Origin of the sequence: Oryzicola mucosus, from assembly GCF_014534685.1 — a bacterium.
Taxonomy (GTDB): domain Bacteria; phylum Pseudomonadota; class Alphaproteobacteria; order Rhizobiales; family Rhizobiaceae; genus Oryzicola; species Oryzicola mucosus.
Map to the genome: position 1 here is coordinate 1 of NZ_JACVVX010000002.1, position 13,913 is coordinate 13,913.

Below are 13,913 nucleotides of genomic sequence, written 5' to 3' on the forward strand. Positions count from 1 at the left end.
CCTTCCGCTACAAGGACTACCGCCGCGACGGCGCGGACCGGCGGCAGGTCATGACGCTTGCGGCCGACGAGTTCATCCGCCGCTTCCTAATCCATGTCCTGCCGCGCGGGTTCCATCGCATCCATGCCGGTGCTGCGGTGGACGCATGATCATGATTGAGACGTTCGAGCGCTGGAGGCAACCGCGAGGACCGCCGCACGCGTCGGCGACAAGCCGGGAGACTGCTCCATGACCCGGCATGGCATGGTCGAACCTTCAGCCGCAGGCGCTCGGCCGCCGGCATCGGACCCCCGCGCGCCCAGAGTAATCACCGACGCCGACACGCGTCCGCCCGGATCAGTTCTTGGCAGCCAATACTGCGCGAAGGAGCAACGCAGCGGCCTCTTCGCATCCATCCCCACGCTTCCCGGCGGCGGTCGCGCCATCGCCGACATCGGCCGCAGTTCGAAATCCCCATAGCCGTCGACTGTGCCCCGCGGGTTCCTTCCTCGGGGACTTTCGTACGCCTGCCGGCGCCCGAAACTCTTCACGATTCCGACGGTCGACTTCTGAGCGATGAACTTGAAAAACGGACATTCAGTAGGGCGGCCGTGCAATAAAGACGCGGCGAGCTGCGATCCGTGGCGCTCGACCTGCCTCGGCTTCTCGGCAACGACCTGGCCGCAAAAGCCGATGCATCTTCTCGGTCTACTCGACGCTGAGGCATGGTAACCTACGTGTTCAGAACCGTCTTCATCGATGCGCCAATCTGCCCTCCGGCGTATTCGTCGCCGAAATCTCGTCGCGTCCGTTCATCCAGCGCGGCGAGTTCAGGCAGCGTGGACATGCGTTCGCTGAAGGCTGAGATACTTGGTGCGGTCTCAGCGAGAAGCCGATCTATGCGGTCGAACCGGTCGGTGACGGTGTGCCAGAGAGTGGCCGTAATCACATCGGCGACCCCGGGTCGGACCCCTCCCAGGAGAGATCCATCGCCTTCCGTTAGACCGTAGCGCAGGCCAAGTTCTTCCCAAATCGTCATCCATTTTCGCAGCTGTGGCTTGAACGAACGTCGGTCCACATCTCCTTGCCGCCGTCAAGGCTTAGCTCGTCGATAACGTCGTTGGCATCATGGCGACTTTCATCGCTAGAGCGCGGAGCTTTGGATCAGCGGGCATCAGTTCGAGCGTCTCACCCAGAAAGTGGACGATGGCAGGCATCTGCGAAACTGCGAACCAGGTTTCGATATCCAGAAGCACCGGCGGGCCCATGAAGGGGGCCGGCGTATCGGACGCCGGCCCTTGCATCAGGTTCGAGATAAAGTCGTCGTTAGTTTCGGTCCATTCCTGCCCGGCAAAGGCCAGGAGAGCCCGAACGAACTGACCGCAGACTATCACCTCCCGCAGCATCGGAGCCGACTTGCCGCTATCATTTTCAAAGGTTGCCTCGTATACCGTCGGCCCGCCATTACAAGAACACATCGCAGCGCGTCCGTCCTATGAGCATCAATCCGTGCCCGCTTCCTGCCAGTGCGGGTAGGTGACGTACGCCGTGACCGCTCCTTCTTCGTGAGATCGGATGGTGACCTGTTCGCCTTTCGGCATGTAGATGACTTCGCCGACTGCGCCCGTGACCATTCCCGACGGCCCTGTTACGGAAAGTTTCCCGGAGAGAACCACCATTACGTCATTCACGGCGAGCACTTCGCTCAACGTCTGATTGGGACCGTATCGGCCGAAACCGACAGTTATGGGGCCGCCGTTCTTTTGGTCGACCATATTGGCGGCGAAGATATCTTCGTCCTGGCCAGGCGACCGCTCGAACGATGCGTCGGATACTGCGAATTTCTGAACCATTGGATTGCCTTTCAGTTTTATTGCGCTGGTACGCTGGTCAACATACTGTTCGAAAGCTAGCTCCACTCCTTGGCGAAAACCGAGGGCTGGTCCCAGGCTGCGACATGTCCTCCACGGGGCGCCTCGCTACACTAGGTCAAAGCCAGATACCGCTCCTCGACCTACCGTCTGCTTGTTTCATGCAGAACCTACCTTTCGTAGGTAGGAACGAAGTTACCGTTGGTAGGTTCCCTCTTGTAGGCGATTGATGGTGTCCGGGCCGCATGACGAAAAGCATCAAAAACGATCGACCTGTCAGGCTTTCCAAGGCGGAGCGCCACAAGCAGTTGTTGCGCTGTGCCCGCGCCATTGCGAGGGATGAGGGCGTCGACCGCCTCACCTTGGGCCGCTTGTCCGGGATTGCGGGTGTCTCGAAGCCCGTCGTGTACGATCACTTCCCGACGAGAACTGCCCTGCTCACCGAACTCTACAAATGGCTGGACGCGGAGCAAGTCGACGCTTTCCGGCAGTCGATGGCGGCGAAGCCAAAATGCAGGGCGGAAACCGTGAATCTACTTGCCCAAGCTTACATCCGGTGCGCCGCGGACACCAAGGGAGAAGTTTACAACCTTGGCGCGGCACTAGCCGGCAGCCAGGAGAAGAGTGCCGTAGTGACGGATTGTCTCGATTATTGCGTCGGGATGTTCGTGGCGGTGCTGGCGCCGCACAGTTCGGTCTCGGAAATCGATCTCGTCCGCAGATGCGTAGGCTTGGTCGGGGCGGGAGAGGCGCTCGCCGCCTCGCTAATACAAGGACGCGGCGACGAAGCCGAGATCGTCGCCGCATTCGGCGCTCTGATCAGGGGAAGTCTGGAAGGATGACCAGCGCGGCACCGCAATTTGGTAGATCGGATCGGCAACAGATGGCGCGACGTGTTCATGGTGCGCCGTGAAGCGGCTGCAATGGCACAACGCCGTTCCGAAGCGAGCGATCGGGCAGGGTCAATCATTCCTCTTCTCTTTCGGAAAAGCTTGGCGATGCCCCTCGCGCCGATGACCGTTGGATGCTGAACCGGATTGGATCGCAATAAGCTGGCGTTTCCCAACGCTACGGCCCGGCAACCGCCAGTTTTACAGAAACCCGCATTTCAGGAGCAGGCTACATGAGGTCACTGCCGCTTGTGGTCGTCCAGTTTTGCAATTTCGGCATCGGCCAGACCCGATATTTGCTGCCCCATGACCTTCAGAAACACCGGCGCTCGCTCCCTGTAAGCGACCTGCTTTTCAGGCGTGCTGTCCCAGGATTGCTGAATGGTGGTGCCGGGACAGGCGATCTTCATTCCATCACTGGCAAACAGAGCCAAAGCAACTTGGTCGATGATGTTTGATGTCATTCCTGAACCCTGCTCGTTTGGACAGATGGGTGAGCTGGCAGCTAACATTGTCACTATTGCGCCCGGCTGCCGATTGGGGGCTTCGGTCTCTAGCGGCGGCAACACAAAGGCAAACTCTCGGGCTTCAAGCTGAGATCCTCGCTTGGTTCTATTGCCCTAAGCGCGGGTTGGACGAAATGACCCAGCGTCCCCGTCAAAGCGCTTCAGGCGTTGGCCAGGGAGAAGATCGTAGGGCGATCGCCAACCGGGAAGTGCCGCGTGTCGGTCCAGCCAGGCGCGCACATGCGGGTAGCTGCGGCCGAGGTCGTATCCGATCTCATCCTCGGGATAGGACAAGTACGCACACATGGAAATGTCGGCGATAGTGACATTGACGCCGACCACAAATGGCTGGTCGCGGAGACGAGCTTCGAGGATCCCGAGGAAATCGTCGATGCGGCGGCGAAAGAACGCCAGCACTGCCGGATCCGGACCTTCGCTGAACGTCCTGATGAAGCGATAGGTGGCCATATAGCCGGACATCTTCTGGTTGTCCCAGAAGAGCCACCGAAGCACTTCGTACCGTGATTCCTCCCCACCAGTGAGAAGGTTGAATTTCTCCGCCAGATAGAGCAGGATCGGTCCCGTCTGCGTCAGCTGCCTTCCACCTTCTTCAAGGACAGGAATCTCGCCCATTGGGTTAAACTTGCGGCGCCATTCCTCGCTCCAAGTAATTCGACCAGCAAAATCGGTCCACACTAATTTAAATGGCTGATCGCAGAGAGTAAGCATCTGAGCAATCTTATAGCTGTTGCCCGACTCTGGGAAATAGTGGAGACGATACGTTTCGGCCATGCCTTCTTGTCCTCTAGTCGAATTCTTCTGTTCGGCACCAGACGGTTATGCATTCATGATCGCCCCGGAGCTTGGCTCCCGGCGGAGATTGGCGCATACCTCGCACGCACCAACCCCGATATTCTATGGTCCTATGGGGCTGTTGGGGACTAGCTTTCGGTCTCAAGTTCGAGAGAAGCATAGCTGGCCCGCAGGAATTCGGCCGGGGTCGTCGGCTTACGACCAAGGAGTTTCTCCATGTCGCCGGACTTGCCCTCCCACTCGCCAGCGTTGACGCCATGGACCCACGTAAGCACGAACCCCGCAGCCGGTTCCGGCAGGCCGGCTGACACGAGGTTGGCGATGTACTCCTGATCGGAGACCGTTTTGAACGGTACAGGCCTGCCGCTGATGTCCGACAGGATCCACGCAATGTCCGAAAAGGACACCGCCGGGTCGCCATACAGAGAGTAGGACTTGTTCTCATGGCCAGCCTCGGTCAACACGACGGCATGGGCTTCCGCCAGATCCTCACGGCAGGCGTAGCCCGCCTTGCCTGTACCGGCCGGCGCATGAACCCCGGCCTCCAGCGCACTGCCGCCAACGTAGAGTTCGACATTGTCGAGAAATGGCGGATGACGGACAAGCGTGTATGTCAGGCCGGAGGACTTGAGTTTTTCCTCGACAAAGCGGTCCTCCTCGGTGACTTGTGGCAGCATAAAATCAGACCCAGCTTTGCGAATAATCGGCATGAAAACGATGTGCTGGACATGGGCTTCTCGTGCCGCATTGATCACGTTTTCATGCTGGGTATTCCGGTCTGTAAATGCCGTCGCCGACACGAGCATCACCTTCTCGATGCCCTCGAACGCACGCACCAGCCCGTCATAATCCAGGTAGTCGCCCTGGCGGATCTCGATCCCCTTGGCGGTAAGATCTGCCGCTTTGGCCGGTTCGCGCGCGAGACCGACAATGTCATCGGCGGGCACCCGGTTTAGAAGATGGTTGAGGGTCATGCGGCCGATGTTACCGGTAGCGCCGGTGACGAGGATTTTGGTCATGGATTTTCCTTTCGGTTCATGGGGGTGGTGCGGCGGAGTAGCGCCAAGCTCTGAATTGATTGGGGCGAGCTGGATCAGTCAGGCGGCGATCACGATCTTTCCGATCGTACGTCTGCTCTTGAGTGTTCATGTGCAGTCTTCATGTCCTCGGCGGTCAGTCCGTCGAGCCGAGTGGAAACGATCGGGCGCAGCCCCCCAGAGGCAACGCGATCGGTAACCTCAGCGAGGATCTCGCCCTGACTGGCGAGGTCAAAGCCGCTGATCACCTTCGCGAACACCATCTCGGTATGGAGAGAGATGGATTTCGACACGATTGGGCTGACGTCGAACGGCGGCGCGCGATCGTTTGTGCGACCACACCTGCTCCGATAAATCCGAACCTCATAGACGCCTCCTAAAAATCTTAATCGCGCACGCTCAATCGGCGATTGTCGAACGCGGTGCGCGTCGACAACGTGGTCGGATCCAGTTAAGACAGAGCAGACGCTTCTTCCAGTACCAACCATTTTGTAAGTGTAAGATTTAGGAGATCAGAATGACCGAGACAAACTTTCGATGCGGCCTGGAAGCGGTCCTGGCAATCCTTGGCGGCAAGTGGAAGCCGCTTATTGTTTATCACCTCGCCAGCGGTTCCAAGCGGACAGGACAGCTCCGCAGGCTCGTTACCAATGTCAGCGAGAAGATGCTGATCCAGCACCTGAAGGAACTGGCGGACGATGGGGTCGTTCGCCGTATCGACTTCCAGACGGTGCCACCGCACGTGGAATACGAGCTGACGGATTTTGGTCGAAGCCTGGCCGAATTGCTCGCGCCGCTATGCGAATGGGGAACCCGTCACAATGCGGAGGTAGCGATGATCGTAGAGAAGCGAGCGCGCGTGGAAGAGTTGACCTAGCAGACCGATCCTTCATCAGGCTCTGCTGTCTCGAAGCGCGCCTTTGAATAGTTCGAAAGCACTCGTGCCTTCTCGGTCGGGATAATAGAGATGATAGCCGGGGAACGGCTCGCACCATGGCTCCAGCAGCCGGATAAGGCGGCCGTCGGCGATCGGCGCCGCCACCAGATCCTCCAGGATGTAGAGGATGCCAAAACCCTCAAGGGTGGCGGCCACCAGCAGGTTGCCATCGTTGAACACCGGCCCCCGCCCTGGCGTGACCGTCACAGCTCGGCCGCCGCGCTCGAACGACCAGGGAGACAGGTCGCCCTGCGCGTTGCGATAGCCGATGCAGCGATGTGCCGTGAGGTCGGCGGGCTCCAGTGGCGCGGGACGCTCGGCTAGATATCCGGGAGCCGCCACCACCGCGACGCGAAGCTTAGGTCCGACCGCCAACGCGATCATGTCCTTCTCCAGTCGCTCGCCGAGGCGGATGCCCGCATCATAGCGGCCCGCGACAACGTCAGTCATTCCGTCCTCCACGCACACCTCCACCTCGATGCCGGGGTGGCGGCGCATGAAGGACGGGAGCATCGGCCACAGCACTGTATCCGTGGCGTGTTTGCCTGACGTGATCCGGACGGTGCCGATCGCCACGCCGCGGGCTTGGGACAGCGCCTCGATCTCGTTGTCCAACCCGACCAGTGCCGGCGACAGCGTGGCGAGCAGGCGCTCGCCGGCACTGGTCGGAGCGACGCTGCGCGTGGTGCGGGCGAGCAGGCGAAAACCGAGTTGGGATTCCAAACGCTTCATGGTCTGGCTCAACGCCGACTGGGTGACGCCGAGCCGACGCGCGGCACGCGTAAAGCTTCGGTCTGAGGCGATGGCCGCAAAGACGGCGAAATCGGCAAGCTGATCAGGACGCATCGATGACCCCTGCTAATCAAACCTATTACTAATAAGGCGGTTCTCACGATCAATTAGCATGACTACCTAGTGAGCAACAGTTGAAGGCATGAGGAGCAGGTGGTGGATAGGGTTTGGCTGATAACCGGAGCAAGCCGCGGACTTGGATGCGAGATCGCGCGCGCCGCGCTCGACGCGGGCGAAACGGTCGCAGCAACGGCGCGGTCCGCCGACGCGGCACGCGAAGCACTTGGGGGCGAACATGGACGCCTGCACGTCCTCCCGCTCGATATCACCGACGCGGTCGCCGCGAACGCGGTTGCCGCCGAGACGATCAAGCGGGTCGGTGCAATCGACGTGCTTGTCAACAATGCCGGCTATGCCGAGTTGGGCTACTTCGAGACCTTCTCCGATGCCGCGGTGCGGCGCCAGTTCGAGGTCAACCTATTCGGCACGATGAACGTGGCACGCGCGGTCGCCCCCCACATGCGGGCGCGCCGCTCGGGTCTCATCGTCACCATCTCGTCGGTCAGCGGGCTGGTCTCCAATGCCGGAGGAGCCGTCTACTCGGCGTCGAAGTTTGCGGTCGAAGGATGGATGGAGGGCTTTGCGCAGGAACTGGCACCCTTGGGCGTCCGATCGCTTCTGGTCGAGCCGGGGATGCTGCGCACCGACTTCATGGACCGGAAGTCGGCAAACTTCGGCAGCATCGACACTCCCGACTACGCCGAAGCGATCACGCAGTACCGCGCCTTCGTCAACGAGGCCAATGGCAATCAGCCCGGCGATCCAAGGCAACTCGCCGCACGGATCGTGACGCTTGCCTCGCAGAGCGAAGTGCCATCGAGGCTCGTGTTCGGCGATGACGCACGCCAGTGGGCCAGTGCGAAGGTTGACCAGTTGCGGCAGGAGATCGCCAGGTCCGCCGATCGTTAGGGCGCCGTGAGTATGCTTCGCCCAAATGCGACAATGGCGGCGCTGACCTGATCCGGGCATTACTGGGGGAGCCAGTGCCCACCGCCGCTTACGAACACGGGCTCCTGCACACGAGGCGCAAGTGTCGGCATCGCCTGTATGATCTCCGTCATGCCCGGAATCTGCAAGCCAGCATCGCGCTGTCCGGCGATGAACAGAGCCGGAACCTCGACCTTCATACCGGAGAGCGACACCTGGAGCTGCCAGTTGCGATCCAGATTGCGATAGTAGTTCAATCCGCTGCGAAAACCTGTCTTCGTGAACGCCTCCGCGTAGATATCCAAGTCAGCCTCGGAGAGCCAAGCGGGGAGTTTGTCGGGATAAGGCAGAGGAGCCAGCAGGCCGTCGCGCCGCGAAACCATTCCGAATGGATTGGGTGTCGTATCCCCGCTCGCGCGGGCCTGCGTCACCGGACGCAGCATAAAGCAGCATGCGCAATGTGCGCCGAAATGTCCTTCTCCAGTTCGGCTTCTGCAATACCGGGTTCCTGGAAGTAGAGCGTATAGAGCTGGGCATCCTGGGTTTGCGGGAAGATGGTTGTCGGAGGCACCGGCGGTCTGCCCATCATAGGCACGCTGAGCGCCACCACACCGTTAAATCGGTGAGGCCTCAGCTGTGCGGCTTGCCAAGTGACTGTGGCGCCCCAGTCGTTGCCGACGATGATTGCCTGCTGTTCTCCAAGAGCGTCGAGCAACGCGATCATATCACCGACGATGTGAAAAAGGGTGTATTCGTCGATCGACTCCGGCGTGTCGCTGCCGCCATAGCCGCGCATGTCGGGCGCAATAGCGTGGAAGCCGGCTCCGGAGAGTGCCCGCACTTGGTGCCGCCAGGCATAGGAGGTTTCCGGGAAGCCATGGCAGAGCAGGACGGCGGGACCGCGGCCCTCTTCGATGATGTTCATCTTGATCGTGCTGGTTCCGACAGTCCGCTGTTTCAAGGCGCTCTCTCGTGGCCTGATTGCCGCTCCTGCCTCAGGTACGGTACGGTGGATAAGGCGACAGAAACGACAAGCCCGCCAAGCAAGACCGTTTGCTCTTCATGGCCTCATGATCGTTCCGTAACTTCATGAAGTGCGGTATAGCAGGAAAGGTCGAAAGCGCGACATTTCAAGTTACGGAATAGGGTGTCGGTATGAAGCAGGACGGCAGGCTGGCGCGAATGGTCCACGTTTTGGTTCACATGGGCTTCTGGGCGGTCGGGAGACTTCAGATACGATCGCGCGGATGCTAAACACCAACCCTGTCGTGGTACGCTGGTTGATGGGTCTGCTGAAGGCTAAGGGTATTGTCGATTCCGAGGGCGGACGAGGTGGGGGATGGACGCTGCAGCAGTCACTTGCTGATATTACAATCCTCGACATCCAGTCAGCGCTTGTCGAGGACCTGTGTTGAGCGCTGGTGTCTCGGGAGATCATCCCAGCTGCCCAGTGGAACGCGCAACTAACGCGGCGCTGACAGCAGCGTTCGGCGCGGTAGAGATCGCAATTCGAGATGAGTTCTCTCGCGTGACCCTAGCGGAGATAGCACAAAAGGCCATCGCTGGAAACGTCGTGAGTGTTGCGGCCAGTTAGCGCGTTACGAAGCTGTGCCACCCCACGTGCGAAAGGGACGCTTTCGATGACGCAGGTGAAATCCATCAGCTTTGCGTCGCAGCAAGCCGATCTCTTACGCGCTCGCGCGACTGCAAGCCAGTTTGATCCCCATCTACACAGCACCTACTCGATTGTTGCGCTCAAGCGGGGTTCGGCCGAAATCAGATCGGCTACATGGAGTGATACCGCCCACGCGGGCGACGTCTTTTTCTTCAACCCATATGAGGTCCATTCGGCGCATTGCCGCGAGAAAGATGTCGAGTACGACGTGTTGTATCCATCCAAGGAATTTCTTAGCAAGTGTCTTGGGTTTGAGTGCTGCCATGGACCTCTCAGGATTCAGACTACCATTCTCAGGCGGCGCTCAAGTACAAGAGAGTTGATCGATGCCCTGGACGCACCTACGGAAGAGGGCAAGTCCATCGAGGCATCGCTTGGAAGGATGCTCGCGGCGTGTGTCTTCTCGACGGATTCTGCGGATGAAAGCTCCAGGGAACTGGCGCGCAGAGCCTGTATGCTGATCCGGAAGAACTGCACACGTGCAATGCGGACCGAGGAACTCGCAAGCGAAATGGGGGTGCACAAGAGCCATCTTGTCAGGGCCTTCAGCAAGGCGGTGGGAATGGCACCTCAGAAATATATGCGTCAGGTTCGCATAGCGAAGGCCACAGAGTTGATTTCTGAGGGCTTTCAACTCAGTGCGGTCGCGCTGATGCTCGACTTTAGCGATCAGGCTCATTTCACACGAGAATTCAAGAAGGTATTTGGGGTGTCTCCTGGCGCACTTTCGCGAGTCATTGACGGGTATCGACGAAAGAAAGGCGGTCAACCCCGCCAAGTCCGTTAGTCAGATCAAGCTGATCGCTAGGCAGGATGGCCTCACTAGCCCCAGCCGCCAACACGGCATGCAAATCATGTTCAATACGCCACATTAGTCAGTGACGTAGCCTTCGGCATCAACAGGTCGAGGTTATCGAGATGCCGCAGCGAGACCACACGTATCCAATGAAATTCCCCGATACGGAGGGCTATTTTGGGCAGTTTGGCGGCAATCACTATCCGCCTGAAGTGTGGCCGGCACTTGAAGAACTCACATCAACCTATCGCTTGCTGAGGTACACGCCCGACTTTCAGCACGACCTGGAGACGGTTCGCGTCGGTCTGCAGGGGCGACCGACGCCGGTCCACTTTCTCAAGAGAACGACCGCTGAAGTCGGTGGCGCGCGAATATACGTCAAGCGTGAGGACCTGAACCATACGGGTGCGCACAAGATCAATCATTGCGTGGGTTTCGCGCTGCTTGCCCGCAAGATGGGCAAGCGCAAGCTGATCGCGGAAACGGGAGCGGGGCAGCACGGGGTCGCGCTCGCCGCCGCCGCCGCCTACTTCGGTCTCGAATGCGAGATCCATATGGGCGAAGTGGACATGGTCAAGCAGGGCTCAAACGTTGGGCGCATGCGCCTCCTCGGTGCCCGGGTGGTTGCTGCAAACGCTGGGCAGTCCGCATTGAAAGAGGCGAGCGATGCCGCTTTCAGCGCCTATGTCGAGCAGCGTGACCACGCCCTCTACGCAATCGGTTCAGCAATTGGGCCGCACCCCTTCCCGATGATCGTAAGGGATTTCCAGTCGGTCGTTGGGCATGAGGCTCGCGGTCAGTTTCTGTCCCTGAACGAGGGGGTATTGCCCGACCACGTCGTGGCCTGCCTAGCTGGCGGATCGAACGCAATGGGCATGTATTCGGGTTTCCTCGACGATCCCGGCGTTGCCTTGCATGCAGTGGAACCTCTGGGTACGTCAGATGAGACCGGGAAACATGCTGCGACTCTCTCCTTCGGAACTCTTGGAACGCTTCATGGGGCGCTGTCCATCGTTCTGCAGCAGGAAGACGGGACGCCATCGCAGGTGTCGTCGGTGGCATCCGGCTTGGTCTATCCCGGGGTGGGACCAGAGATCGCAATGCTGCATGAGGCCGGCCGCCTAAAGGTCTCGGCCATCTCCGACGAAGAGGCGATCAGCACCTTTTTCCGGATAGCAAAGTCGGAGGGAATCATACCAGCTCTCGAAAGTTCCCACGCGCTGGCGTTCGCGATAAAGTTGGCAGAGCGCAGTCCTTCGTCGGAAAGTATCTTGGTGAACCTGTCCGGCCGAGGTGACAAAGATGTCGATTTCGTTCTGAACCACCATTGGGACGAGGACGATTCATGAGAGGTAAACCAGCCTCAGGCGCACATGCTGGTCGCCGATATTCAACTGTCAAGAACTGCCTTCTCACTGACTAGCGCAGCCTGCTTCACAGCTCGAGCGTCTGAAATCCTACACGTAAGCCGCCCGGCTCCACCGTTTCGCGAGAGCTGGCCAATGGCAAGTTTCGGGAGACGACACGTTTACCCCGAACGCCCGCAATGGCGTCGGTTGCAGAACGGCAGCTTTCAACGGACTGTTGCCAGCACTCTACGTCCGTTGTCAGCCGCAGTCCGTTAACGGCCCCGAATATGCAATTTGAGCCAACTACGAGAAGGGATCACGGCGGCTCCAGCAATGGTCGGCCGGATGCGGCGGTGCCTGCCTAGGTGACGAAAAAATCTGCTCAATCTGCAGAAAGCTTTCGACTGGAAATTTGAAATCAGGTGCGGTATAGCGGCTGCCAGCTACCCCCAGGCGTACCTCACGCAGGGGCTCAGCACCGTGCGGGTGTGGTGGAATTGGTAGACGCGCTGGACTCAAAATCCAGTTCCGAAAGGAGTGCCGGTTCGACCCCGGCCACCCGCACCATCATCTCCAGATTGCATCGCTCTCTTTGTCGCAAGGCGGTTGTTTTCCACTGAAGGATCTGTTCTGTCGAGCGGCCCGTCGAAACTTGAATGAGCTGTCGTTGCGGAATTTGCGTCGAGAACGAGGTCCCCACTTTGACAAGTCCTGTTTTAGCTCCAGATTAGTCGGAAATGCGGCCACTCCCACCGCTGGACAGGATGAGTTATGGACAATCAGCAAGAAACTGACGGCGATGCCAATCTGGTCGGTTCGGGCGTTCCCGGCCTGGATCACGTTCTGCGTGGCGGATTTGTGCGCGCCCGGGCCCACCTCGTGGAAGGTCGGCCCGGAAGCGGAAAGACCACGATCGGACTGCAGTTTCTCATCGAGGGCATCAAATGCGGCGAACGATGCCTTTACATAACTTTGTCGGAAAGCAAACGGGAACTGTATTCCGTGGCGGCGCGGCACGGGTTCGACCTGGCCGGCATCGAGATTTTCGAACTTATCCCGCCCGAACTGAGCCTCGATCCCAGCAAACGACAGACGCTGCTTCATTCCTCCGATCTCGAACTCGGCGAAACCGTAGAAATGGTCTTGGCCGAAGTCGAACGCCTGAAGCCAGACCGCGTGGTCTTCGACTCGATTTCGGAAATCCGGCTGCTGTCGCAGGGAATTTTGAAATACCGGCGGCAGGTTCTTGCCCTCAAAAGCTTCTTCCTGCTGCACGACATCACCGTGCTGTTGCTCGACGATCTGACCGGCGAGCAGGACGACCTCAATCTTCATAGCGTCTGCCATGGCGTGGTGCGTTTGGAGCAACGCGTCCCGGTTTATGGAGGCGAGAGACGGCGCCTGCGCGTCATCAAGATGCGCGGAGTCCAGATCCGCGGTGGCTACCATGATCTTGTCATTCGGTCGGGTGGCGTCACGGTCTTTCCACGTCTGGTCGCCGCCGATCATCCCATTGTGGAGGGCGGCGAGTACGCCAAAAGCAATACCGAACTTGATGCCTTGATGAATGGCGGTCTCGACAGAGGCACCACCACACTCATCATGGGCCCGTCTGGCACGGGAAAATCCTCCGTCGCCATATCGTATCTGTATTCCGCGCTCGAACGCGGCGAAGCCGGCTACCTCATGGTGTTCGATGAGACGCTGAGGGTGGTGAAGGAGCGTTCTACGGGAATGGGGATGCCGCTCGAACCCTTCATTCGGAGCGGCTTGTTGAAATTGGATCAGATCGATCCCGCCGAATTGACGCCTGGCGAACTTGCGAGCCGGATACAGGACGCAGTTGAGCGGCAGGACGCAAAAGTCGTCGTTGTCGACAGTCTGAACGGCTACCTCAACGCGATGCCTGAAGAACAATATCTCGTTCTCCAGATGCATGAAATCATCACCTATCTGAACCAAAAAGGCGTCGTCACGTTTCTCCTGCTCGCCAATCACGGCGTGGTGGGGCAGATGAACTCGCAGGTGGATCTCACTTATCTCAGCGATACGGTTGTGCTGCTCCGCTACTTCGAGGCTAACGGCCGGATTCGGCGCGCGGTATCCGTCGTCAAGAAGCGTATGGGCACGCACGAGGACACCATCAGGGAGCTTACCTTGTCTTCAAGAGGGGTGGTTGTGGGATCCGCGCTCGAGGAATTCTCCGGTGTCTTGTCAGGCATCCCAAAATATCACGGAACCAAGTCTGCGTTGATGGGAACCGATATCGGTGACGAGTGAC

16 protein-coding genes, 1 tRNA gene and 1 pseudogene are annotated in these 13,913 nt (G+C 59.2%); 9 read left to right on the top strand and 9 right to left on the bottom strand.

The window, feature by feature from the left end:
• Nucleotides 1-232, top strand: a pseudogene (locus ICI42_RS24325) (transposase); the annotation flags it as partial.
• Nucleotides 233-712: 480 nt separating this feature from the next.
• Here ICI42_RS24325 and ICI42_RS23445 read toward each other — a convergent pair.
• The 3 genes from ICI42_RS23445 to ICI42_RS06485 form a co-directional block, all read right to left on the bottom strand.
• The gene (locus ICI42_RS23445; RefSeq protein ID WP_210317040.1) at nucleotides 713-1,018 is read right to left on the bottom strand and encodes a hypothetical protein; all 306 of its coding nucleotides are present in this window, start codon (nucleotides 1,016-1,018) and stop codon (nucleotides 713-715) included.
• Between the two features lie 61 nt (nucleotides 1,019-1,079).
• Nucleotides 1,080-1,385 carry a hypothetical protein gene (locus ICI42_RS23450; RefSeq protein ID WP_210317042.1) on the bottom strand — a complete coding sequence of 102 codons (306 nt, stop codon included), beginning with the start codon at nucleotides 1,383-1,385 and terminating at the stop codon, nucleotides 1,080-1,082.
• A 96-nt stretch (nucleotides 1,386-1,481) separates the two neighbouring features.
• Nucleotides 1,482-1,832, bottom strand: a complete 351-nt coding sequence (locus tag ICI42_RS06485; protein ID WP_188163754.1) for an ethanolamine utilization protein — start codon at nucleotides 1,830-1,832, stop codon at nucleotides 1,482-1,484.
• A 263-nt stretch (nucleotides 1,833-2,095) separates the two neighbouring features.
• On the opposite strand from ICI42_RS06485, the gene ICI42_RS06490 reads away from it, so the two are divergent.
• Nucleotides 2,096-2,692 (top strand): TetR/AcrR family transcriptional regulator, encoded by a 597-nt coding sequence (locus ICI42_RS06490; RefSeq protein WP_188163755.1) that lies wholly within the window; start codon nucleotides 2,096-2,098, stop codon nucleotides 2,690-2,692.
• Nucleotides 2,693-2,979: 287 nt separating this feature from the next.
• Here the strand turns inward: ICI42_RS06490 and ICI42_RS06495 are convergent, their stop codons facing one another.
• The 3 genes from ICI42_RS06495 to ICI42_RS06505 all read right to left on the bottom strand — a co-directional run bounded on the left by ICI42_RS06495 (nucleotide 2,980) and on the right by ICI42_RS06505 (nucleotide 5,078).
• Nucleotides 2,980-3,204, bottom strand: a complete 225-nt coding sequence (locus ICI42_RS06495) for a hypothetical protein (RefSeq protein WP_188163756.1) — start codon at nucleotides 3,202-3,204, stop codon at nucleotides 2,980-2,982.
• Between the two features lie 156 nt (nucleotides 3,205-3,360).
• The gene (locus ICI42_RS06500; RefSeq protein WP_188163757.1) at nucleotides 3,361-4,038 is read right to left on the bottom strand and encodes a glutathione S-transferase family protein; all 678 of its coding nucleotides are present in this window, start codon (nucleotides 4,036-4,038) and stop codon (nucleotides 3,361-3,363) included.
• A 149-nt stretch (nucleotides 4,039-4,187) separates the two neighbouring features.
• Nucleotides 4,188-5,078: an SDR family oxidoreductase gene (locus ICI42_RS06505; RefSeq protein WP_188163758.1), complete on the bottom strand. Its 891-nt coding sequence runs from the start codon at nucleotides 5,076-5,078 to the stop codon at nucleotides 4,188-4,190.
• A gap of 535 nt (nucleotides 5,079-5,613) precedes the next feature.
• On the opposite strand from ICI42_RS06505, the gene ICI42_RS06510 reads away from it, so the two are divergent.
• On the top strand, nucleotides 5,614-5,973 hold the full coding sequence (locus ICI42_RS06510; RefSeq protein ID WP_188163759.1) for a winged helix-turn-helix transcriptional regulator: 360 nt from the start codon (nucleotides 5,614-5,616) through the stop codon (nucleotides 5,971-5,973).
• A 15-nt stretch (nucleotides 5,974-5,988) separates the two neighbouring features.
• Here the strand turns inward: ICI42_RS06510 and ICI42_RS06515 are convergent, their stop codons facing one another.
• On the bottom strand, nucleotides 5,989-6,879 hold the full coding sequence (locus ICI42_RS06515; RefSeq protein WP_188163760.1) for a LysR family transcriptional regulator: 891 nt from the start codon (nucleotides 6,877-6,879) through the stop codon (nucleotides 5,989-5,991).
• Nucleotides 6,880-6,981: 102 nt separating this feature from the next.
• On the opposite strand from ICI42_RS06515, the gene ICI42_RS06520 reads away from it, so the two are divergent.
• Entirely contained in the window at nucleotides 6,982-7,794 is an 813-nt protein-coding gene (locus ICI42_RS06520; RefSeq protein WP_188163761.1) for an SDR family NAD(P)-dependent oxidoreductase, read from the top strand.
• A gap of 59 nt (nucleotides 7,795-7,853) precedes the next feature.
• On the opposite strand, the gene ICI42_RS24245 is transcribed toward ICI42_RS06520, so the two are convergent.
• Together ICI42_RS24245 and ICI42_RS24250 are read right to left on the bottom strand one after the other, a co-directional pair.
• Nucleotides 7,854-8,255, bottom strand: a complete 402-nt coding sequence (locus ICI42_RS24245) for a hypothetical protein (RefSeq protein WP_407945137.1) — start codon at nucleotides 8,253-8,255, stop codon at nucleotides 7,854-7,856.
• Entirely contained in the window at nucleotides 8,240-8,737 is a 498-nt protein-coding gene (locus ICI42_RS24250) for an alpha/beta fold hydrolase (protein WP_407945138.1), read from the bottom strand. Before ICI42_RS24250 ends, ICI42_RS24245 begins: the two co-directional genes overlap by 16 nt.
• Before the next feature lie 322 nt (nucleotides 8,738-9,059).
• Between ICI42_RS24250 and ICI42_RS23565 the strand changes: the two genes are divergently transcribed.
• From ICI42_RS23565 to ICI42_RS06550, 5 genes are all read left to right on the top strand, one after another.
• On the top strand, nucleotides 9,060-9,227 hold the full coding sequence (locus tag ICI42_RS23565; protein WP_230980212.1) for an Rrf2 family transcriptional regulator: 168 nt from the start codon (nucleotides 9,060-9,062) through the stop codon (nucleotides 9,225-9,227).
• 225 nt (nucleotides 9,228-9,452) lie between these two features.
• The gene (locus ICI42_RS06535; RefSeq protein WP_188163762.1) at nucleotides 9,453-10,274 is read left to right on the top strand and encodes an AraC family transcriptional regulator; all 822 of its coding nucleotides are present in this window, start codon (nucleotides 9,453-9,455) and stop codon (nucleotides 10,272-10,274) included.
• Nucleotides 10,275-10,432: 158 nt separating this feature from the next.
• Nucleotides 10,433-11,632, top strand: coding sequence for a tryptophan synthase subunit beta (gene trpB, locus ICI42_RS06540; protein WP_188163763.1), 1,200 nt, complete (start codon nucleotides 10,433-10,435; stop codon nucleotides 11,630-11,632).
• A 482-nt stretch (nucleotides 11,633-12,114) separates the two neighbouring features.
• A tRNA-Leu gene (locus ICI42_RS06545) sits at nucleotides 12,115-12,199 on the top strand.
• A gap of 204 nt (nucleotides 12,200-12,403) precedes the next feature.
• A complete protein-coding gene (locus ICI42_RS06550; protein ID WP_188163764.1) occupies nucleotides 12,404-13,912 on the top strand; it encodes an ATPase domain-containing protein in 1,509 nt (502 codons plus the stop codon).
• Nucleotide 13,913 lies beyond the last annotated feature (1 nt).

Coding starts and splice junctions, on each gene's coding strand:
- ICI42_RS24250 (WP_407945138.1), bottom strand. CDS start 8,737: ATGAACATCATCGAAGAGGGCCGCGGTCCCGCCGTCCTGCTCTGCCAT.
- ICI42_RS06485 (WP_188163754.1), bottom strand. CDS start 1,832: ATGGTTCAGAAATTCGCAGTATCCGACGCATCGTTCGAGCGGTCGCCT.
- ICI42_RS23450 (WP_210317042.1), bottom strand. CDS start 1,385: ATGCTGCGGGAGGTGATAGTCTGCGGTCAGTTCGTTCGGGCTCTCCTG.
- ICI42_RS06495 (WP_188163756.1), bottom strand. CDS start 3,204: ATGACATCAAACATCATCGACCAAGTTGCTTTGGCTCTGTTTGCCAGT.
- ICI42_RS06490 (WP_188163755.1), top strand. CDS start 2,096: ATGACGAAAAGCATCAAAAACGATCGACCTGTCAGGCTTTCCAAGGCG.
- ICI42_RS24245 (WP_407945137.1), bottom strand. CDS start 8,255: ATGCTGCGTCCGGTGACGCAGGCCCGCGCGAGCGGGGATACGACACCC.
- ICI42_RS23445 (WP_210317040.1), bottom strand. CDS start 1,018: ATGACGATTTGGGAAGAACTTGGCCTGCGCTACGGTCTAACGGAAGGC.
- ICI42_RS06510 (WP_188163759.1), top strand. CDS start 5,614: ATGACCGAGACAAACTTTCGATGCGGCCTGGAAGCGGTCCTGGCAATC.
- ICI42_RS06515 (WP_188163760.1), bottom strand. CDS start 6,879: ATGCGTCCTGATCAGCTTGCCGATTTCGCCGTCTTTGCGGCCATCGCC.
- ICI42_RS06550 (WP_188163764.1), top strand. CDS start 12,404: ATGGACAATCAGCAAGAAACTGACGGCGATGCCAATCTGGTCGGTTCG.
- ICI42_RS06505 (WP_188163758.1), bottom strand. CDS start 5,078: ATGACCAAAATCCTCGTCACCGGCGCTACCGGTAACATCGGCCGCATG.
- trpB (WP_188163763.1), top strand. CDS start 10,433: ATGAAATTCCCCGATACGGAGGGCTATTTTGGGCAGTTTGGCGGCAAT.
- ICI42_RS06500 (WP_188163757.1), bottom strand. CDS start 4,038: ATGGCCGAAACGTATCGTCTCCACTATTTCCCAGAGTCGGGCAACAGC.
- ICI42_RS23565 (WP_230980212.1), top strand. CDS start 9,060: ATGCTAAACACCAACCCTGTCGTGGTACGCTGGTTGATGGGTCTGCTG.
- ICI42_RS06535 (WP_188163762.1), top strand. CDS start 9,453: ATGACGCAGGTGAAATCCATCAGCTTTGCGTCGCAGCAAGCCGATCTC.